The 21,179-nt window shown below is 36.4% G+C and carries 22 protein-coding genes; 17 read left to right on the forward strand and 5 right to left on the reverse strand.

The features are described 5' to 3' along the window. Positions 1 to 13 precede the first annotated feature (13 nt). On the forward strand, positions 14 to 1,357 hold the full coding sequence (locus tag M1D60_RS00515; RefSeq protein WP_456277280.1) for a GntP family permease: 1,344 nt from the start codon (positions 14 to 16) through the stop codon (positions 1,355 to 1,357). A gap of 40 nt (positions 1,358 to 1,397) precedes the next feature. Continuing rightward, the gene (locus M1D60_RS00520) at positions 1,398 to 2,855 is read left to right on the forward strand and encodes a CoA-acylating methylmalonate-semialdehyde dehydrogenase (RefSeq protein ID WP_456277281.1); all 1,458 of its coding nucleotides are present in this window, start codon (positions 1,398 to 1,400) and stop codon (positions 2,853 to 2,855) included. A gap of 48 nt (positions 2,856 to 2,903) precedes the next feature. Here M1D60_RS00520 and M1D60_RS00525 read toward each other — a convergent pair whose 3' ends face one another. Then, positions 2,904 to 3,329, reverse strand: a complete 426-nt coding sequence (locus M1D60_RS00525) for a hypothetical protein (RefSeq protein ID WP_456277282.1) — start codon at positions 3,327 to 3,329, stop codon at positions 2,904 to 2,906. A 142-nt stretch (positions 3,330 to 3,471) separates the two neighbouring features. Here M1D60_RS00525 and M1D60_RS00530 point away from each other — a divergent pair, with 142 nt between their 5' ends. Together M1D60_RS00530 and M1D60_RS00535 are read left to right on the forward strand one after the other, a co-directional pair. Next, positions 3,472 to 4,794 carry an ATP-binding protein gene (locus tag M1D60_RS00530; protein WP_456277283.1) on the forward strand — a complete coding sequence of 441 codons (1,323 nt, stop codon included), beginning with the start codon at positions 3,472 to 3,474 and terminating at the stop codon, positions 4,792 to 4,794. 29 nt (positions 4,795 to 4,823) lie between these two features. Further along, positions 4,824 to 5,711 carry a DMT family transporter gene (locus M1D60_RS00535; protein ID WP_456277284.1) on the forward strand — a complete coding sequence of 296 codons (888 nt, stop codon included), beginning with the start codon at positions 4,824 to 4,826 and terminating at the stop codon, positions 5,709 to 5,711. A 43-nt stretch (positions 5,712 to 5,754) separates the two neighbouring features. Here M1D60_RS00535 and M1D60_RS00540 read toward each other — a convergent pair whose 3' ends face one another. From M1D60_RS00540 to M1D60_RS00555, 4 genes are all read right to left on the reverse strand, one after another. Next, on the reverse strand, positions 5,755 to 6,360 hold the full coding sequence (locus M1D60_RS00540) for a CPBP family intramembrane glutamic endopeptidase (RefSeq protein WP_456277285.1): 606 nt from the start codon (positions 6,358 to 6,360) through the stop codon (positions 5,755 to 5,757). An 86-nt stretch (positions 6,361 to 6,446) separates the two neighbouring features. After that, complete coding sequence (pepT, locus tag M1D60_RS00545) at positions 6,447 to 7,679, reverse strand: peptidase T (RefSeq protein ID WP_456277286.1); 1,233 nt, start codon at positions 7,677 to 7,679, stop codon at positions 6,447 to 6,449. 39 nt (positions 7,680 to 7,718) lie between these two features. Then, complete coding sequence (locus M1D60_RS00550; RefSeq protein ID WP_456277287.1) at positions 7,719 to 8,327, reverse strand: hypothetical protein; 609 nt, start codon at positions 8,325 to 8,327, stop codon at positions 7,719 to 7,721. Positions 8,328 to 8,414: 87 nt separating this feature from the next. Beyond that, on the reverse strand, positions 8,415 to 8,861 hold the full coding sequence (locus M1D60_RS00555) for a hypothetical protein (protein ID WP_456277288.1): 447 nt from the start codon (positions 8,859 to 8,861) through the stop codon (positions 8,415 to 8,417). A gap of 382 nt (positions 8,862 to 9,243) precedes the next feature. Between M1D60_RS00555 and M1D60_RS00560 the strand changes: the two genes are divergently transcribed. The 13 genes from M1D60_RS00560 (at position 9,244) to M1D60_RS00620 (ending at position 21,170) form a co-directional block, all read left to right on the forward strand. Next, on the forward strand, positions 9,244 to 9,984 hold the full coding sequence (locus tag M1D60_RS00560) for a YveK family protein (RefSeq protein WP_456277289.1): 741 nt from the start codon (positions 9,244 to 9,246) through the stop codon (positions 9,982 to 9,984). After that, entirely contained in the window at positions 9,977 to 10,681 is a 705-nt protein-coding gene (locus tag M1D60_RS00565) for a CpsD/CapB family tyrosine-protein kinase (RefSeq protein WP_456277290.1), read from the forward strand. The genes M1D60_RS00560 and M1D60_RS00565 overlap by 8 nt, the downstream gene beginning before the upstream one ends. 256 nt (positions 10,682 to 10,937) lie before the next feature. Next, positions 10,938 to 11,078, forward strand: a complete 141-nt coding sequence (locus tag M1D60_RS00570; RefSeq protein WP_456277291.1) for a hypothetical protein — start codon at positions 10,938 to 10,940, stop codon at positions 11,076 to 11,078. 20 nt (positions 11,079 to 11,098) lie between these two features. After that, the gene (locus tag M1D60_RS00575) at positions 11,099 to 12,928 is read left to right on the forward strand and encodes a polysaccharide biosynthesis protein (protein WP_456277292.1); all 1,830 of its coding nucleotides are present in this window, start codon (positions 11,099 to 11,101) and stop codon (positions 12,926 to 12,928) included. 15 nt (positions 12,929 to 12,943) lie between these two features. Beyond that, positions 12,944 to 13,834, forward strand: coding sequence for a UTP--glucose-1-phosphate uridylyltransferase GalU (gene galU, locus M1D60_RS00580; protein ID WP_456277293.1), 891 nt, complete (start codon positions 12,944 to 12,946; stop codon positions 13,832 to 13,834). 7 nt (positions 13,835 to 13,841) lie between these two features. Then, positions 13,842 to 14,990, forward strand: coding sequence for a glycosyltransferase family 4 protein (locus M1D60_RS00585; protein WP_456277294.1), 1,149 nt, complete (start codon positions 13,842 to 13,844; stop codon positions 14,988 to 14,990). Next, the gene (locus M1D60_RS00590) at positions 14,975 to 16,078 is read left to right on the forward strand and encodes a glycosyltransferase family 1 protein (RefSeq protein ID WP_456277295.1); all 1,104 of its coding nucleotides are present in this window, start codon (positions 14,975 to 14,977) and stop codon (positions 16,076 to 16,078) included. The genes M1D60_RS00585 and M1D60_RS00590 overlap by 16 nt, the downstream gene beginning before the upstream one ends. Positions 16,079 to 16,081: 3 nt before the next feature. Continuing rightward, positions 16,082 to 16,972, forward strand: a complete 891-nt coding sequence (locus M1D60_RS00595; protein ID WP_456277296.1) for a glycosyltransferase family 2 protein — start codon at positions 16,082 to 16,084, stop codon at positions 16,970 to 16,972. Between the two features lie 19 nt (positions 16,973 to 16,991). Further along, a complete protein-coding gene (locus tag M1D60_RS00600) occupies positions 16,992 to 18,062 on the forward strand; it encodes an EpsG family protein (RefSeq protein ID WP_456277297.1) in 1,071 nt (356 codons plus the stop codon). A 301-nt stretch (positions 18,063 to 18,363) separates the two neighbouring features. Then, positions 18,364 to 18,966, forward strand: a complete 603-nt coding sequence (locus M1D60_RS00605; protein ID WP_456277298.1) for a sugar transferase — start codon at positions 18,364 to 18,366, stop codon at positions 18,964 to 18,966. 1 nt (position 18,967) lies between these two features. Continuing rightward, a complete protein-coding gene (locus M1D60_RS00610) occupies positions 18,968 to 19,606 on the forward strand; it encodes an acetyltransferase (RefSeq protein WP_456277299.1) in 639 nt (212 codons plus the stop codon). Between the two features lie 54 nt (positions 19,607 to 19,660). After that, a complete protein-coding gene (locus M1D60_RS00615) occupies positions 19,661 to 20,785 on the forward strand; it encodes a DegT/DnrJ/EryC1/StrS family aminotransferase (RefSeq protein ID WP_456279538.1) in 1,125 nt (374 codons plus the stop codon). Positions 20,786 to 20,819: 34 nt separating this feature from the next. Then, positions 20,820 to 21,170 (forward strand): helix-turn-helix domain-containing protein, encoded by a 351-nt coding sequence (locus M1D60_RS00620; protein WP_456277300.1) that lies wholly within the window; start codon positions 20,820 to 20,822, stop codon positions 21,168 to 21,170. Positions 21,171 to 21,179 lie beyond the last annotated feature (9 nt).

Here is a 21,179-nt window from a genome sequence, read left to right on the forward strand (position 1 = left end):
AGGAGGAACATAGATGTTAGGTATTCTTGGGTTAATCGCATCACTTGGTCTATTAATCTATTTAACAATGAGAGGAATTAATATCATTGTTGCAGCAATCATAAGTGCAATCGTCGTAGCGTTAACAGGTGGACTAAACCTGGAAACAGCATTAACCGACCATTATATGACAGGCTTTACAGGATATTTTAAAAACTGGTTTCTTATTTTCTTATTAGGAGCCATCTTTGGGAAAGTTATGCAAGAAACACGGGCTGCTGATAGTATTGCGAACTGGGTGAAAAATACTTTAGGTCCGTCTCGTGCAGTATTTGCAGTTGTGGCTGCAGCCGCCATTATGACATATGGTGGTGTGAGTCTGTTCGTAGTAGGGTTTGCGGTATATCCAATTGCGGTATCTTTATTTAAAGTGGCAAATCTCCCACACCGCTTTATTCCAGCGGCATTAGTATTCGGGTCGATTTCATTTACAATGACGGCACCAGGTTCTCCAGAAATTCAAAACCTAATTCCGACACAGTTTTTTGAAACCAAGCCAACAGCTGGAGGGTGGATTGGGGTATTAATGGCAATCATCATTATGATTGTAGGTGGACTACTACTCGGTCGAATGGTGAAAAAAGCGGTACAAAACGGCGAAGTCTTCTCTTTACCAAATCAATCAAAGGCAATAAATGAAATGGCGGCAGGTCTCTCGACAGAAGTACCAGGTTTAGAGTCAAATCCTAAAGGAAAGCAATACCCGCATATTGTATTTGCTCTACTGCCACTGGTCATGGTAATTGCTTTATTGAATACTCTAGCACAATTTACTTCTTCGACAGCTGCTGCTTTAATATCACTTGGGGCTGGAATATTCTTAGCATGTGCGTTAATGTTTAAATATTTACTAGAATTCTGGGGAGCACTTGCGCAAGGGGCTCAGGATGCCCTTGTTGCAGCTGCTAATACTTGTGCAGTAGTCGGATTTGGTAGTGTCGCGGCACAGGTTGCTGCTTTTGATACGGTAGTCGATGGACTTGTAAATATTCCTGGGCCTCCATTAATGGGCTTAGCGATTGCAGTTACGCTCATTTGTGGAATTACAGGTTCAGCATCAGGTGGACTAGGGATTGCACTCCCAATATTGGCTCCTATGTACATGGCACAGGGTTTAGATTCTGGATCGATGCATAGAATTTCAACACTCGCATCAGGTGGTCTTGATTCCCTCCCACATAACGGTTATGTTGTTACAACTATTCGTGCGATTTGTGGTGAGACACATAAACGTGCCTACTGGCCAATATTTATATTAAGTGTTATCCTACCGACAATTGTCTTACTTTTAGCCGTTGTTCTTTATTCAATTTTCTAAGATTCATAAACTGATAGTGAAGAAGAAAGGGGAAATAAGCATGACTACAACAAAAACACAAATGTTAAAAAATTATATTAATGGAGTTTGGGTAGAATCCCAAACTGAACAATATCAAGTCGTACCAAACCCAGCAACTGGTGAAGAGCTTGCACAGGTACCTATTTCAACTAACGAGGATGTCAATGACGCTGTTCAAGCTGCCAAAGAAGCATTTAAAACTTGGAGCAAAACGCCGGTACCAAAGCGCGCTCGTATTTTATTCAAGTACCAACAGCTATTAGTTGATAACTGGGATGAGCTAGCTAGACTAATAACGATGGAAAACGGGAAAAGCTTTAAAGAAGCATATGGTGAAGTGCAACGTGGAATTGAATGCGTAGAGTTTGCTGCAGGGGCTCCAACTCTTATGATGGGCAAGCAGCTCCCAGATATTGCGTCCAATATTGAATCAGGGATGTATCGTTACCCGGTTGGGGTAGTTGGTGGGATCACCCCTTTCAATTTTCCAATGATGGTACCATGCTGGATGTTCCCATTAGCTATTGCTGTTGGTAATACCTTTGTCTTAAAGCCATCCGAAAGAACACCACTATTGGCTAACCGTCTAGCCGAGCTATTTACAGAAGCTGGCTTACCAGCGGGTGTACTTAATATTGTTCACGGTGCTCATGATGTCGTAAATGGTTTATTACATCATAAAGATGTACCTGCGATTTCATTTGTAGGGTCTCAACCTGTTGCTGAATACATTTACAAAACAGCTGCAAACAACGGAAAGCGAGTTCAAGCACTTGCCGGTGCCAAGAATCACTCCATCGTAATGCCAGATGCAGACTTAGATGCAGCTGTAAAAGAAATCATTGCAGCAGCTTACGGTTCAGCTGGTGAAAGATGTATGGCGTGTGCAGTCGTTGTAGCAGTAGGTGATGTCGTTGATCCACTAATCCAAAAACTTAATGAAAAAGCCGATGAAATTACAATTGGAAACGGCCTAGATGAAGATGTTTTCTTAGGACCAGTAATCCGTTCAGAGCATAAACAAAGAACAGAAAGCTATATTGTCAGCGGTGAAGAAGAAGGGGCAACCCTAGTCCGTGACGGTCGTAAAGATGAAGCTTATCACCAAGATGGCTACTTTATTGGACCAACGATCTTTGATCACGTACTGCCTACCATGAAAATCTGGAAGGATGAAATCTTCGCTCCTGTGCTCTCCATAGTCCGAGTTGGAAGTTTAGAGGAAGCAATTGAACTGACCAATCAATCTGACTTCGGGAACGGAGCATGCCTCTTTACACAGGACGGCAGCAATGTTCGCTATTTCAGAGAGAATATTGAGGTGGGTATGCTAGGTGTGAACATCGGAGTTCCAGCACCAATGGCATTTTTCCCGTTCTCTGGTTGGAAAAACTCATTCTATGGTGACCTTCATGCCAATGGTCCAGATGGGGTTGAGTTTTATACTCGCCGAAAAATGCTTACGGCTAGATGGTAATCTAGGAATAAAAAAAGCTGACTCAGAAATGAGTCAGCTTGAATATATTTAACGATTTTGAAGCTCCTTATAGGCAATGACTTTTAACGCCAAGATTTCTTCCTCTGTTAACGTTTCTTCTAATCTACTAATAACTTCCTCTTTCGTCATGGCACCACTTTGAACCTGCTCCTGGATTTTCATTAATTCAGAAACACCAACTTTTTTTATCACTACTCTTGTTGCCTCTTCCTTTGTAGTAAACGGCAGCTTTGTTTGATCGGCTTGTGCAGCATCCTCAATAATGGCTAGCAACTCAGGGTCTTCTTCAATTTCTAGCTTAATAGCCTCCATTTCACCACTAGCTTCTAGTTCTGAGGAGAGCGTCCCAACAAGCTGGTCAGAAGCTAGATTTGTACCCATGTAGTAAATTCCCCAGCCAAGTCCAATACATACAAAAACCACTACCATCAATTTTATAAAAAACTTCATCATACTCCTCCTCTTTCCAGTTATTAGCATACTATAGGTTCAGTTTAGAGAGCACTATATTTTTTAATATCAGAAAAGGAAAACCTATCTCTATTAAATTGTAAGAAAAATTAGTAAGATAGTCATATCAATAAAGAAGGACTAGATGAAAATGAAAAGCAAAAGAATTAAGCTCATTATCGTTTTATCAATTATGTTAGTTTTTCTATTTACAGCTATTAATATATATACCTCTTATTCTAATATCCAACAGTCTGTGGAAGAATCAATTGCAAGAAAAAGCTTGGAAAATGCCAAGTCCATTGCAGCTTCAATGGACGTTAAAGAATACAAGGAGTTTTTAGCGAATCCAGAAATGGACGAGCGCTATTGGGAGATCAGAAGCTACTTAAATGATGCTAGAGAGAAAATTGGGGCTTTATATGTTTATACATTGAAGATCGATAATCCAAAAATATCCTATGGTATGATTGTTGGCATGCCAGAGGATGCTGATGATGAATATCCAATAGGATTAGTGTGTACGCTTCCAGAAAAACAGGTTCAATTAGCTTATAGAGGAGAAAGTTATTTTACATCTATCCTTGATGATGCCACATATGGAGTAAGTTACATATCCGTGGGAGTGCCGATTTTTGATGAAAACAAGGAGATTATTGGCTACCTTGGAATTGATATTAGCTCAGAGGTTTTAGATGATATAGGAAATAAAGTGTTAGCAAACAGTATACCTACCCTTGTATTCAATGGGGTTTTTGTCCTTCTACTTTTGCTTGCATTTATAGCCATTCAGAAATGGTATCAACGTGAGCTCAAGCTAGAAATCGGAGATACAGAGGACACCTATTACAAAGAATCACAAACCCTACTTTCCTCTGTACAGTCATTACGTCATGATTTCATAAATCATATCCAAGTCCTTCATGGGCTATTAAAGCTAGGGAATCATAAGCAAGCCTATGAATATGTCACACATCTATTCAATGAGGCCCAAACAGTTTCTCCAGCTACATTAAAAATAAACAACCCTGTATTATCTGTCCTATTTCAAACGAAAAAGCTAGCTGCCCAAAACAGAGGAATTCAAATTAATTTCGAGATTAGCCATGATACTTTTGACAAAATCAAAACAACGGACCTAATAAAGATTCTCTCCAATCTCATGGATAATGCTATAGAAGCAACCGAACTGCTTCCTGAAAAGGAGCGAAATGTATCAATACGATGTACCATTGATGGTAATCATTATGTCGTTGAAGTGAAAAACACAGGTCAAAAAATAGAGGAGAAGGATTTAGAGAAGGTGTTTATGAGAGGCTTCTCAACCAAGCATGCTACTCCTAATCAAGTTAGAGGTCAAGGGTTGCCCATCATAAAAGAAATAGTGAAGAAGTATGGTGGCAAAATTTCGTTCGATTCAACTGAACAGCATACAACAGTTACAGTAAGAATACCTATAGAACCATAGTAAAAGAGGTCAAGAGGAGAAGGTAGAAGATGAGAGATAAATTACCGTTTATGTTTATATTACTAGCCGCTATTCTATGGGGAACCACTGGAACCACACAAGCACTAGCACCAGAAGATACCCATCCAGTTGGTCTAGGTGCTGTCCGTTTAGCTGTAGGTGGTGGGTTTTTGTTTCTATTTGTCCTTTTGACACGAAAACTCAGCTTGAAAAACTGGCCATTTAAAGTAACCCTCATATCAGCACTTTCGATGGCATGCTACCAGCCTCTCTTCTTTTCAGCCGTTAGTATGACTGGAGTGGCCATCGGAACCGTCATAGCCATCGGTAGTGCACCGATTCTTTCTGGCTTTATAGAATGGAGATTTCTAAAGAAAAATCCGACAAGAAAATGGTGGGGTGCAACAGGGATCTCAATTCTAGGCTGTCTCCTTCTGTTTATGAAAGCAGGCTCTGTCCAGGTGGATGTAGTGGGTGTGGTATTAGCACTAGGAGCTGGTTTATCATTTGCCGTTTATACAATCGTAAGTAAAGAACTCGTTCAGCAATACTCACCGATCAGCGTCGTTGCGGTTGTGTTTACCTTGAGTGCCATTATGTTATCGCCGTTTCTATTTATTATAGATCTTACTTCGTTTTTATCAGTAAGAGGTGTGATCGTCAGTTTACACCTAGGCTTACTCGCAACAGGACTTGCCTATGTTTTATTCTCAAAAGGACTAACAGCTGTCCCCTCCTCCACAGCGGTTACACTTTCACTAGCCGAGCCGCTAACAGCAGCCTTACTTGCTGTTGTATTAGTTGGTGAGAGATTGTCGATTGTATCCTGGTTTGGAATTGCGCTGTTGTTTATGGGAATTATGCTATTGACGTCGGGTAGTAAGGTGAAAACGGGGAGAGAAGTTAAAACTATATAATACTTGGTAGTATGAAAAGAGCTTGGATTCAAGCTCTTTTTGCTTACTCTTTTAATTTTAACAAGTTATATTTGAATAAGAGTGTCATGACTAGATTCGCTAAGAAATGGACAACAATCGGTACGATTATATTACCCGTTTCAAAATAGACCCAACCGAAAATTAAGCCTGGAATTGTAATACCCAGAAGCATGATCGGTTTTTTATAATAATGCGTATGTATAGCTACAAATAGTGCAGTTGCGATGAAGATCGCGCTCCATTCATTATTAGTTAGGAGCAATAGTACATTTTGAATAATGGCTCGCAATAGTAACTCTTCAAAAATGGCCCCTAATAGTAAAAATGAAACCAACTTACCAAGGGAGTAATTCTGGAAGGTTTTATTCGTGTCATCAATATATTTGGAAGGCGTAACAAATGTTAAAATGACACCAACAACCAATATCCCTATTAAGGAACTCACTGAAAGTACTCCCATCCTTAAAGGCTCATTCATTGATAAAAAGTGTTCAAGCGTAAACATGTCTTTCACAATGAAAATAAAAATGACAGTTAAGCAAATAAATATTATAGTAGCGAACACTAGAATGGCGTCATTTGGATTGAATTCTTTCTTTGAGTTTGTTTGTATACTTGGATTCTTCATATTTACTCCACTCTCTAATTCCTAATTTTTTACATAAAAAACCTACTCACATATACGCAATATGAGTAGGTTTGGTTTCGATTTATTTAATTTTGTTCTTCAAATAATCTAGTGATTTCCACAATTACCTGTGTAGCCTTCTTCATATTATCAACAGAAATATACTCGAACTTCCCGTGGAAGTTTTCTCCGCCTGTAAAGATGTTAGGAGTTGGTAGACCCATATAAGAAAGCTGTGAACCGTCCGTTCCGCCACGGATTGGCTCAATGACTGGCTCAATGTCAAGGTTCTTCATCGCCTTATAGGCAATATCAACAATCTCTTTTACCGGCTCGATTTTCTCTCTCATATTGTAATACTGATCATTCATTTCAAGTAGGACCGTATCTTCACCGTACTTTTCATTGAGTTGCTTTACAATGTTTTGTAACGTAATCTTTCTGCTTTCAAAGCTTGCTCTGTCAAAATCTCTAATAATATAGGAAAGTTTAGTTTGTTCCACATCCCCGTTGAAGGAAATTAAGTGGTAAAACCCTTCATAGCCTTCTGTATATTCAGGTGCTTCTTGAGCAGGAAGCATACCGTTTAACTCCATTGCGATCTTAGCTGAGTTTACCATTTTATTTTTAGCTGTCCCTGGGTGCACACTATTACCTTTAACCGTAATCTTTGCACCTGCTGCACTAAAGCTTTCATACTGAAGCTCACCAAGTGGCCCCCCATCAACTGTATAGGCAAACTTAGCATTAAAAGCAGCTACATCAAACTTATGTGGTCCTCTGCCAATTTCCTCGTCAGGAGTAAAAGCTACTCTCACTTTACCATGCTTAATATCAGGGTTTTGAATTAGGTAGTTCATCGCTGTCATGATTTCAGTGATTCCAGCTTTATTATCAGCACCAAGTAAAGTCGTCCCGTCTGTCGTAATTAACGTATGGCCTTTGTACTTTGGCAGTTCAGGAAAATTCTTTTCTGTTAGCACTACATTTAATTCTTCATTTAAAACAAGATCATTTCCGTCATAATTTTCAACGATTTGAGGATTTACATTCGCACCCGTGAAATCAGTGGCTGTATCAAGGTGAGCAAGGAAGCCAATCGTTGGTACATCTTTATCGGTGTTAGCCGGAAGCGTTGCCATTACATAGCCATTTTCATCAATCGTTACTTCCTCCATGCCAATCGATTTAAGCTCTTCAACAAGCAGGTTTGCCAGTGTTAACTGACCAGGTGTAGATGGACAAGTCGTGCTGTCTGCATCAGATTGGGTATCGACCTTAACATATGTAGTTAAACGGGAAATCAATTCTTGTTTCATTTTGGTGGCTCCTTTTATATGGTTTCTTTCTATTGTACCTTATGTAGTGATTTCTGTAGAAATATTAACTTTGGTTTTACGACTCTTTAAGAGAAAAGGAATGCTGAATGAACCGAATGAAAAGCCTATAATCGTCATCATACTAGCGGTTAAAGCAGTGACGACACCTTCTGTTAGAAAGAAAAAAGCGAAAGGTAATAAACAGAGTAAGCCTGAGCTAACGGAAAAAGCAATTGCTATGTAAAATATTGCTTTAGTATTCTGCTCTATCTTATACAACTGAAAAACCAATGAGAGTGCCCCTGTAAATAAGAACGCAGTACCAGGTAGAAGAAATAAAAGTCCATATGGGACGCTAGATAAAGAGTAATAAGTCTCAAATAAATGAAATGTTGAATTCAAAACGAATGCAATCGTGAGAAGTGTGATGGAAAAAGTAAGCTTCAGCTTAAATTTAGAAACAAGTACAAACAATCCACTTAGGCATAATAAAGGAAATAAAAACTCTACATAATCTAATGGATCGGATGACTGATAGCCTGTATGAAGGACTCTATCTAAAAACAGCCAATCATACAGAGGCTTTATTCCCCAAAGTAATCCTCCGACTAGACTGATCCAGGTAAATATTTTCATTTTTAAGGTCAAAAAATTCCCTCCTTCCGTAACATTCTTATATATATTCAGACAAGCTGGATTTTTTCCAAAAAAATAAAGGGTCCTTTAAAGGATCCCTTACCATTTATACCACGGCCAACAATAGTACTTCTTCCATATTTCTGCAGATGTTAAGCACTTTCCATACTTATTTCTTTCACAATCATATTCTTTGTCTTCATCTCGATCTTTTCTGTCTTTCCAATAATCTTCCCAATCTTTTTCATCCCAGTCTTTGTAGCCCCATTTCCAGCCCCAATCCCAATCCTTATTATCATCATGATGGTCCCACCAATCTCTATCGTAATTCGTGTCTCTGTCCCAATAGGAAGTCCCACTTATATACTGATCTTCATCTATAAAAATCTTGGAGAGAAAGGAATATAAGTTTGAGAAGGAAAAATCATAGGAATTAGAATAGCTGTAACTAGTATAGGAGTCTGAGTTAGCACTAGCTTGGTTGGGGATAAAGAGTAATAATATAAATGAAAGTACAATAAGTGACCTTGTTATAAACTTCAACATTTCACCTCTTCCAAATACGTTCTTTATTAAGAATTATAAAATAATATTTTTATCCTGTAAATGAATTTTTCTTTATTTATATTGTAGATAGGTAGAAATATTACAATAAATTTATACTCTGTTTATAAATGTTGATATTTATATATATATAATGAAAGATGGATACTTTTGGTTCTAATAGATCAACTTTATAAAAATACTGAAAACAAACTATTTAAAGAACAAAAAATACAAAAATATTGTTGACACGTTCTTTATATAAAACTAAAATGAGGATAAGGTAATCGAAGTTCATACAATTAGGTGTTTTGTTTTTTTGTCAGTATGTTCTTTATAGAGTTCTTTTTATACTAATGTCAATACCTCAAAAAAGGTGGTTTAAATGGATAACAATACCCAAACTAACTTAAATGAAAAGGTTAAGGAGATAAATTTAAAGGAATATTTTGACGTAATAAAAAAAAGGTTTTGGATACTCGTTATCGTTACAGCAGTCTTCACTTTAGCAGGATACCTTCACAGTATTTACGTGCAGGCACCTCCCCTTTACCAAGCTTCTAAGAGAATGGTTGTCAATACAAGTGCCGAGTATATGAGTACATTACTTGTTCTTGTTGAAGATCCAATTGTTCTAGACAAAGTAATTGAAGAGTTAGATTTGGATATGTCATCAGGGGCGTTAGCAGGACAACTTAATGCATTTAATATAAATGACTCACAAGTTGTGAAAGTAACTGCAACCAATTTCGATTCTGACCTAGCTTTAAAGATTGTGAATACCACTGTAGCAATCTTTCAAAATGAGATTAAAAGTCTATTAGGCTTTACAGACATGAGGATTATCCCAGAAACAAGAGAAGAAGGTCAGATTACAGCCATTTACCAAGATAACGATAGGACGTTATTGGCATTAGGAATTGGTATAATAGCTGGGATTGGTTTGATATTCCTCCTCGATTCTTTAGACAATAGTGTTCGAACACGAACTGATGTAGAAAAGTATTTAGGCCTTCCATTAGTTGGGGTTGTCTCTTCCATGAACAAGCGGAATATTGCTCCCAAAAGAGAAGATGATGATTATGACCAGGAGATCGAGATAAGAGGTGAATCCATAAATGCATAATAACTCAACACCCATTAAGGAAAATAAACAAAATATCATTAAAAACTCCATTAAAAAGATTATTAGAAAGAAAAAGAAGCGAAACCTGATTTGTTATACAAGTCCTACTTCATTAATAGCAGAACAGTTCAGAACCATCCGGACCAATATTCAAATAGTAATGGGCGAGGGTAAAGGACAAACGATCCTCATAACTTCATCTCAATTAGATGAAGGGAAATCTACTATGTTAGCAAACTTAGCTGTATCCATTTCCCAACAGAAAGGGAAGGTTCTATTAGTAGATGCGAATTTAAGAAATCCATACGTACATTCAATATTTAAATTTCCAAATAAAGAGGGCCTATCGACCTTATTAAAAGGAGAAGCTTCATTATCAGAAGTTGTTCGTTATACAGGTATAACTGGTTTAGATGTATTGGCAAGTGGACCGATTCCAACCAATCCTGCAGAGATGTTAGGATCAAAGGAAATGAAGGAGTTTTTAGGAACAATCAAAGATACATACGATATTGTTCTAATTGATACTCCACCCGTAATAGAATCTTCAGAGACCCGAATACTCGCTAACTTATGTGATGGTGTCATTCTAGTTGTTCAAAAAGGAAAAACCCTATTAGACAAAGCCATTGATGCAAAGAAAATATTAGAGTTTGCCAATGCCAAGGTAGTCGGTGTCATACTAAATGAAAAATAAGAAGTTTTTTTTTAGATTAACCGTTCTTTATTAAGAATTTAATGTGTTCTAAGAAATACAATTTGGTGATGCCTCCTTACCAGTATCAATGGAGGCACTCGGTCATGCTGTGGGTTGAGAAACCTTAGACACCTGTTGTCAAAAGTGTGATGTGAGGATGGGTTAGATGCCCTTATTATTTTAAAGTTTTTATGTATGTCCTCTCCTGTAAGAGAGTGTATACGTAAGAACTTTAATATTAGAAAGGGTTGTTTTAATGGAGAATTTTGATAAGTATCCAAAGTCTATAAAGAAAGCTATCCGTTATATCAAGCAGGATGCTTCGAAAGAACAGCTAGAGGAGATAAGGAAATTTATAGACTATGCAATAAAAAAGAGATCACTAACCCTAGACTAGTTAGTAGAGAGGAGGAAAGTATGACATACCGCCAGAGGTTATCACTGTTTATTTTCATTGATTCATGTATTGTCTTAACTGCTATTTATTTATGTAGCTTTTTAGTAAATGGTAGTACACACGTAATTACACTTCCTATCATAGTTAGTTCAATCACAGTCCTCATTAGCCATCATTTATTTTCAACCATGTATAAGCTTTATAAAAAAGCCTGGGAGTATGCAAGTATCGGGGAATTATTAATAATTTTTAAAGTAGTGACTTATTCAATTTTAACAACAGCAGTTATTCAGCAAATTGCGGTTCAAGAGATTTTCTTCCGTCAGCTAGCGGTTACTTGGATGTTACACATGCTCTTTATTGGAGGTTCTCGTTTCTTGTGGAGAATGTACCGAGACAATGTTTTCCTTAAGGTAGTAAATAAAAAGACAACATTAATTATAGGTGCAGGTGCAGCGGGAACGATGGTTGCGAGACAACTTCTACATAACAATGACCGTGATCTCCAACCGGTAGCTTTTATTGATGACAATGTAAAAAAGCATAACCTCGATATACTTGGCCTACCTGTTATAGGGGGAGTTGAACAAATTGAAACAGTGGTGAAGGACTTATCCATTGATCATATTATTATTGCTATTCCTTCCTTAAGTAAGATGGAGCTTAATCAAATTTTTCAAGAATGTGCTAAAACAAAAGCCAAAACGCAAATCCTCCCTAGAATTGAAGATTTAGTTACTGGGAAATTAACTGTTAACAACTTTCGTGATGTCCAGGTAGAAGATTTGTTAGGTAGAGAGCCAGTTGAATTAGATATCGAGGGCATTTCAGAATATGTCACTAATAAAGTAGTACTTGTAACGGGGGCAGGAGGATCGATTGGTTCTGAGATTTCTAGACAGATTTCAAAGTTTAAACCAAAACAACTCATACTGTTAGGTCATGGTGAAAACAGCATCTATTCAATCGAAATTGAATTAAGAGACACATTTAAAGACTCAGGAATTGAGTTTTCAACAGAAATTGCTGACCTCCAGGATCCTAAAAAGATGATGGATGTGATGAGTGCATATACACCGGATGTGGTGTATCATGCTGCAGCTCATAAACATGTTCCATTAATGGAGCGAAATCCAGAAGAGGCTGTTAAGAATAATATAATGGGAACGATGAATGTGGCGAGGGCTGCAAGTTGGGTGGGAGTTGGAACCTTTGTTATGATCTCCACTGATAAAGCAGTAAATCCAACGAGTGTCATGGGAGCCACTAAACGTTTAGCTGAAATGATTGTTCAGCATATGGACCAAGACAGTAAAACAAGATTTGTAGCAGTTCGATTTGGAAATGTTTTAGGAAGTAGAGGAAGTGTTATACCGCTATTTAAAAAGCAAATTGAAAAAGGTGGGCCAGTAACGGTTACTCACCCTGAAATGATTCGGTATTTTATGACGATTCCGGAAGCATCAAGGCTTGTGATTCAAGCGGGGGCAGTTGCAAAAGGTGGAGAAATTTTTGTCCTAGATATGGGAGAACCAGTCAAAATTGACGATCTTGCTCGAAACCTTATTAAACTATCAGGTTACTCCGTTGATGAAATCGGTATTGAGTATAGTGGGATAAGACCTGGTGAAAAGTTGTTTGAAGAGCTTCTACAAGCGGATGAAGTGACGGACCAACAAGTGTATCCAAAAATTTATATAGGAAAAACAGCTGAGTTATATATAGAAGAAATCGAGGAAATTTTAGCCCACTATTCAACTATGGACCGGTCCACTTTAAGAGATCGGTTAGTGAGGCTTGCAAATAATGTAACGAAACAACAAAAAGCAGTGTTATCCATACCAAGTTAAGAGGAGTGTAATGAGATGAAGGTAAAGAAGGCTATTATTCCGGCAGCTGGACTAGGAACAAGATTCCTGCCAGCAACAAAAGCAATGCCAAAAGAGATGTTACCAATTGTTGATAAGCCAACGATTCAATACATAATTGAGGAAGCCATTGAGTCTGGTATTGAGGATATTATCATTGTTACAGGTAAAGGGAAGCGCGCAATTGAAGACCACTTTGATCACTCATTTGAACTAGAGCAAAATCTGTTAGATAAAGGAAAGTTTGAATTACTAGAAGAGGTTCAGAAGTCTTCTAAACTAGTAGATATCCACTATATCCGACAAAAGGAACCAAAGGGATTAGGACATGCAATTTGGTGTGCACGTAAATTTATTGGAAACGAGCCATTTGCGGTATTGTTGGGGGATGACATTGTTCAGGCTGACACTCCTTGCTTAAAGCAGATGATGGATCAGTATGAAAGATATAATGCTTCTATCTTAGGAGTACAAACAGTAGGAGAAGATGAAGTTTCTCGTTATGGAATTGTGGATGGTAGTCAGCTTGGGGAACGGTTTTATAATGTAAATAATCTAGTTGAGAAACCTAAAAAGGAAGAAGCTCCTTCTAACTTAGCGATCATGGGACGTTATATTTTAAACCCGATGATATTTGATATATTAAACAATCAAAAGCCAGGAGCTGGTGGGGAGATTCAGTTAACGGATGCGATTGCTACTCTTAATCAGTTCGAAGCTGTCTATGCTTATGATTTCAAAGGTACTAGATATGATGTTGGGGAGAAGATGGGCTTCATTCAAACAACGATTGAATTTGCGTTGCAGCGTGAAGACCTTAAATACAGCCTACTAGAGTATCTTTCTACAGTGATGGAGAAAGAATTAGCTAAGAAAGCTTTAAGTTAGGTGGGATATGGCAAAGAAATTACTTTACTGTGCAACAGTCGACTATCATTTTAAAGCCTTCCATTTACCTTATTTAAAATGGTTTAAGGAACAAGGCTGGGAAGTTCATGTAGCAGCACATGGAGAGATGGAATTACCTTATGTAGATCAAAAATTCAATCTTCCTATCCAGCGTTCTCCATTTAATAGAAAGAACCTGCTAGCTTTTAAGGAATTAAAAGCAGTAATTGATCAAAATGAGTATGAAATCATTCATTGTCACACTCCAATGGGTGGAGTGTTAGCTCGCTTAGCGGCACGTAACGCTAGAAGGAAAGGGACTAAGGTTATTTACACAGCTCATGGCTTTCACTTTTGTAAGGGTGCACCATTAGTAAACTGGATAATCTACTATCCAATTGAGAAGTTCCTTGCACAACATACAGACTGCCTCATAACTATTAACCAAGAGGACTATGAGTTAGCAACGAAAAAACTAAAGGTACCTCATATCGAACATGTTCATGGAGTCGGAGTAAATACAGATAAGTTTAAGCCTTTAACTGAAAAAGAAAAACCGTTATTAAAAAAGTCATTTGGATATAAACCAGATGACTTTTTATTATTTTATGCTGCTGAGTTTAACAAAAATAAAAATCAACAGTTCCTAATTAGGGCAATTGCTTTGATAAAGGAAGAAGTACCCCAAGCAAAACTTTTACTTGCTGGTGAAGGAGTATTACAACAACAATGTAAGGATTTAGCAAAGGAACTTGGTGTACTTCAAATGGTTCAGTTCTTAGGCTATCGAAACGACATCGAGGAAATCCTTCCAATGTGTGATGTAGCGGTGGCTTCGAGTTTAAGAGAAGGATTGCCTGTAAATATTATGGAGTCGATGGCTTGTGGGTTGCCGGTTGTTGCGGTGGATAATCGAGGACATAGGGAGTTAGTTAATAATCTAAATGGATTTATTATATTACCAGAAAATCTTAATGAGTTTGCAAACAAACTATTATTGCTAGCACATGATAGTAAAGTCACACAAAGTCTTGGATCCAGTGGAAGAAGTACTGTTCAAAAATCTTACAGTATCTCTAAGGTATTGGATGAAAAAGTAGGAATCTATCAAACTTATATGAATGAAATGGAGGGTGTAAGGTGGGCGGTCCATTAAGGGTATTACATGTAGTAGTAAATATGAACCGAGGTGGAGCAGAGACACTCATCATGAACCTCTATCGTAATATAGATCGGTCAAAAGTTCAGTTCGATTTTCTAACGAATAAAGAAGGTGTGTTTGACTCTGAGATAAGGGAACTTGGTGGTGTTATTCATAGAATTCCATATATCACGGATGTGGGTCACTTTGGTTATGTAAAAGCTCTGGATAAATTTTTTAAAAATAATAATCAGTACAAAATCGTCCATTCACATCTGGATAAGATGAGTGGTTTGGTGTTGAGGGTTGCAAAAAAGGCAAATATTCCCAAGAGAATCGCGCATAGTCATAATACTCGGAGTGAAGGTGGGTTGGCTTCAAGAATGTATAAGACATATGCAGGGTCCTTTATTACAAAAAGTGCCACCGAGTTTTTTGCTTGCTCAAATACTGCAGCGAAGTGGTTATTTAATAGGACAGATATGAATCATAAAATCTTAAACAATGGAATTGAATCAGATAAATTTGCTTACAATGATACTGCACGTAATGAAATTAGAGAAGAACTAAACATACCAAAAAGTACAGTAGTATTGGGGCACGTTGGAAGGTTTAATCATCAAAAAAATCACCAATTCCTTATAGAGGTATTTGCTGAGTATAAAGTTGATGAACCAAACGCTGTTTTAGTGTTAGTTGGTGAAGGAGTACTTAAAAATGAAATAGAGCAGAAGGTAAAAAAATATAATTTAATTGATTCAGTTAAATTTCTAGGGGTGCGAGAAGATATACATTGTTTACTTCAAGCTTTTGATGTTTTTGTTTTCCCATCACTACATGAGGGATTACCGGTAACATTGATTGAAGCACAGGCCTCTGGTTTACCATGTATCATATCAGACACTATAACTACTGAAGTAGATATGGGATTAAATTTAATTCATTTTAACTCATTGAGTAACAAGGATCATTGGATCCAGACAATAAGAAGAAATATATCACCTAATAGGAAAATTAACAATAACATTCTAATAGCAAATGGATATGACATTAGGCAAACAGCCAAGGATATGCAAGCATCATATTTATCACTAGTGGGGTGAATTATGAAAAAACTTACAGTCTTCACACCGACTTATAATAGAGCATATTGCTTAGATAGGTTGTACGCTAGCCTTAAAAATCAAACAAATAAAGAGTTCATATGGCTAGTGATAGATGATGGTTCCACGGATAATACAAGACAAATTGTTGATAACTGGATATTAGAAGATGAAATTGAAATTATTTATCACTGGCAAGAGAATCAAGGAATGCACGGTGCACATAACACGGCCTACAAACTTATTGAAACAGAATTAAATGTTTGTATAGACTCTGATGACTATATGCCGGTGGATGCGGTTCAGAAAATCATAATGTTTTGGAATATGCATGGAAGTGAAGGAGTAAGTGGTCTGATTGGCTTGGATTCAGATAAAAATAACAATGTAATTGGAACACTACTTCCTGAAGAGTTAAAAACTTCTACTCTATTTAATCTGTACTATAAGCATGGTGTAAGAGGAGATAAAAAGCTTGTTTATAGGACTGACCTAATAAAGGAATATCCTTATCCTATTTTTGAAAATGAACGATATGTAGGATTAGCCTATAAATACTATAAGTTAGATGAAAAATATGAAATGTTATTAATGAATGAAGTACTCTGCTGTGTTGAGTACCTACCAGATGGATCATCCCTTAATATGTTTAATCAATATAGAAAAAATCCAAAAGGATTTGCTTTTTACCGGAAAGAATTAATGAAACTACCCTTTGTTAAATGTTCTTTTAAATATAGGCAAGCAATTCATTATGTATCAAGTAGTTTATTAGATGGCAATATTAATTTATTTAGAGAGTCACCACAAAAGTTACTTACTTTACTGGCACTTCCCTTCGGATTAATCCTTTATTCGTTTATAAGGATAAAAACAAGGACTGTGCAAATTTAAACCCATAGGGAGATATAAAATGTCAATACTATGGTTAACACTAATTTTAGTATTTCTATTTGCCTTTTTTGCAAGATATGCATCAAACTTCCAGTTAGTAGACTCTCATGATATGGTCAAACCGAATATTTTGTTTACAATGCTATCAATGTTGACGTTAGTTATAGTTTCAGGATTAAGGAATAATATTGGTGATACTTATTTTTATATACATAGTTACAATACAATGGATTTTACCTGGGATTACATTCTTAAGGAAAAAGACATTGGCTTTGGAATATTACAAATGATATTACAGAGTATTTCAGAAGATCCTCAGATTATGATCTTAGTAACAGCGATTATTACTAACATCTTAATTGTCACTGTGCTCAGAAAATACTCGAGATTGCTGGATATTAGCTTATATGTATATATAACAGGTGGTATGTTCCTTGTTACAATGAACGGTATTAGACAATCTTTGGCAGCAGCAATCATTTTTCTAGGTACGAAATTTTTAATAGAGGGTAGGTTTTATAAGTATACTACTTTAGTAATAATAGCTTCTCTATTTCATCAAAGTGCTTTAATCCTTATTCCAATCTATTTTCTAGTAAGGACTAAGGCTTGGACAAAGGCAACTTCTTTATTGGTCTTCTCAGCTATTATAATAGTTATTGGATTTGATCAATTCTCTACTATTTTATTTAGTACGATAGAGAATACCCAGTATGCACATTATCAGAATATTAATGAGGGTGGGGCTAATATAATAAGAGTTATCATTTATTCAGTGCCACTTTTAATTGCATTTTTAGGTAGAGAGAAATTTAATAAAATCAATAAGAATAACGATATAATAGTTAATATGTCTATCATCGGATTAGTGTTTATGATAATAGCAACTCAAAACTGGATTTTTGCTAGATTTACTATTTATTTTAATCTTTATCAAATTTTACTAGTCTCTTGGATCGTTAAATTATTTACCAACAAAGATCAAAAATTTATTTATTACATGATATTAATTTTTTACTTTATGTTCTACTTCTATGAAAGTGTAATGACTTTAAATATCATATATAAAAGTGACTATTTAACCTGGTGAATATTTGAGAAGTATTCTAATAGCTAATCTAATTTTAGGACTACATTTAAAAATAACGTTAAGAAGGTTCGTGCACAAAACACGGACCTTTTTATATTCAAGGAAGTGGATAAAACATGTGGGGTTCTAATGAACTTACGTTGACACAACTTAAGGAACTACTTATTAACATTAAAGATTATGAAAAAGAGAATATACATTTAGAAGTTAAAGAAATAATCGGAGAAATTAAGGATAAACTTCTTATAAATATCACAACTTCAAAATAAAATTTTTCAAATAAAGTTGGGGTGTAATACTGTTGAAAAGAATAAGCGATTTATGTATTGCAATAATACTCATAGCCATATTCTCACCGATTATTTTAGTTACTGCCTTTATGATCAGAATAAAAGTAGGTACACCAATATTGTTTAAGCAGCTTAGGCCTGGTTTAAATGAGAAACCATTTTATCTTTACAAATTTCGAACTATGACAAATGAGACTGATAAAAATGGAAATGTATTATCAGACCAAATGAGATTAACGGAACTTGGGGAACTTTTAAGAAGGTATAGTTTAGATGAATTACCTCAGTTATTTAATGTCATTAAAGGTGATATGAGTTTAGTTGGGCCGAGACCCCTATTAATGGAATACCTATCTCTGTATACAAAGGAGCAAGGAAAACGGCATCTTGTAAGGCCTGGTATTACCGGATGGGCACAGATAAATGGTAGAAATGCAATTTCATGGGATGAGAAGTTCAAATTAGATACTTGGTATGTGGAAAATCAAAGCTTTGCTCTTGATCTCAATATAATCTTAAAAACGATTATTAAAGTGATTAAACGTGAGGGGATTAATCAAGAGGGACATGTTACGATTGAAAAATTTAAAGGCTCAAAAGAAATGAGTATGTGACATGAATATTATAATAATAGGAAACGGCGGCCATAGTAAAGTAGTTCAGGACATTATTCACATGAATAAGGATTATAAATTAATTGCTATTCTTGATGATCAGATTAACTCAAGTAGGACAGAAAATGAAATTATCTATGCACCACTATCCTTTATTCATTATTTATCAAATGAAGAAACAAAGGTATTGATAGCTATAGGGAGTAATCAAGTAAGAAAAAGAATAACAGAGCAACTCGAATTAAAAGAGGATCGGTATATAACCGTTATTCACCCCTCAGCTATTATTAGTCCATCAGCTAAAATAGGCAGTGGAACTGTCATCATGCCGAATGCAGTAGTTAATTCGGGAGCCTATATTGGAAACCATTGTATTATCAACACAGCCTCCGTAATAGAGCACGACAATCATATAGAAGATTTTGCTCATATTTCACCTAATGCAACTCTAACAGGGAATGTGAAAATTGAAGAAGGGGTCCATATAGGTGCAGCAGCTACCGTCATACCTGGAAAAACGGTAGGTAGTTGGTCGACTGTCGGAGCTGGGTCAACGGTTATTAATGATATTCAGCCTCTTAAAACCGTGGTAGGTAGCCCTACTAGGATTATTAATAAATTGGAGCATAAAGTAATATAAAAAAGGAAGGTGATACCAGTGGCTACTAATCGTATATATTTATCTCCACCACATATGAGTGGATTGGAATTACAGTATATTAAGGAAGCATTTGATTCCAATTGGATTGCCCCACTTGGACCACATGTGGATGCCTTTGAAAAAGAATTAGCCTCTTATGTAGGAGTCAATGAAGCTGTTGCCGTTAGTTCAGGAACTGCAGCGATTCATTTGGCTCTTTCTTTATTAGAAGTGGATAAAGGTGATACAGTCTTTTGCTCCAGTTTAACCTTTATCGCAAGCGCTAATCCAATTATCTATCAGGGGGCAGAGCCAGTATTTATAGATTCTGAACCAGATACGTGGAACATGTCACCTCAAGCATTAGAGAGAGCAATGAGGGATGCACAATACGAAGGTAAGCTTCCAAAGGCAGTCATTGTTGTGAATCTATACGGACAAAGCGCAAAAATGGATGAAATTCTATCAATCTGTAATCACTATGGCGTTCCTATCATAGAAGATGCTGCTGAATCACTCGGATCTACTTATAAAGGAAAACCAAGTGGTACATTTGGTAAGTTTGGAATCTACTCTTTCAATGGAAATAAAATTATTACTACTTCTGGTGGAGGTATGCTTGTTTCGAATGACATAGATGCTATGAGAAAAGCAAGATTTCTAGCCACTCAAGCAAGAGACCCAGTACCTCATTACCAACATAGTCAAATTGGTTTTAATTATCGTATGAGTAATATACTAGCGGGTATTGGAAGAGCTCAATTAAAAGTACTAGATGAAAGAGTTCAAGGTAAACGGCAGGTGTTTAAACTGTACCATGATGAACTAGCGTATATCCCAGGAATAAGATTTATGCCTGAGTTAGAAGAAACAGTGTCAAATCGGTGGTTAACTACATTAACAATAGAAGAAAAGATAACCGGAGTATCAGTACATCAAATACTAGAGTTAATGGTCCAACGAAATATCGAAGCTAGGCCAGTTTGGAAGCCACTTCATCTACAGCCTGTTTTTCGTAATAGAAGATACTACCCTCATTCAGAGAATTTAAGCATCTCTGATCAACTATTTGAATCAGGAATATGTTTACCTTCTGGTACAAATATGACTAAAGAAGAACAGTCAAGGGTAGTTGACTGTGTAACAGATAGTATTTTGCTAGAGGTGAAGAACCTATAAATAAAGAAAAAAAGCGGATGATAGAGGGATAAAAATGATAGGAAAAAACATATTAGAGATTCGGAAAAATAGAGGTCTCACGTTAACAGAATTAGCAGAACGTGCCTCAATTTCGAAGTCTTATTTAAGTAATATTGAACGAGATCTAAACCAGAACCCTTCCCTTCATGTAATGAAGAAGGTAGCAACTGTGTTAGATGTAGATATAAAAACATTACTAAAATACGAGGGAAATGAAGAGAAATCAGTTCTAATTGAAACTGAATGGATCGAGTTTGTAAATGAGTTAAAAGAAACAGGAATTGATAAGGATCAATTACAAGATTATAAAACTGTTATAGAGTTTATAAAATGGCAAAACCAAAGTGTTGAGAATAAGTCTTAGGGATAAAGG

The organism is Bacillus sp. AK128 (genome assembly GCF_053903075.1).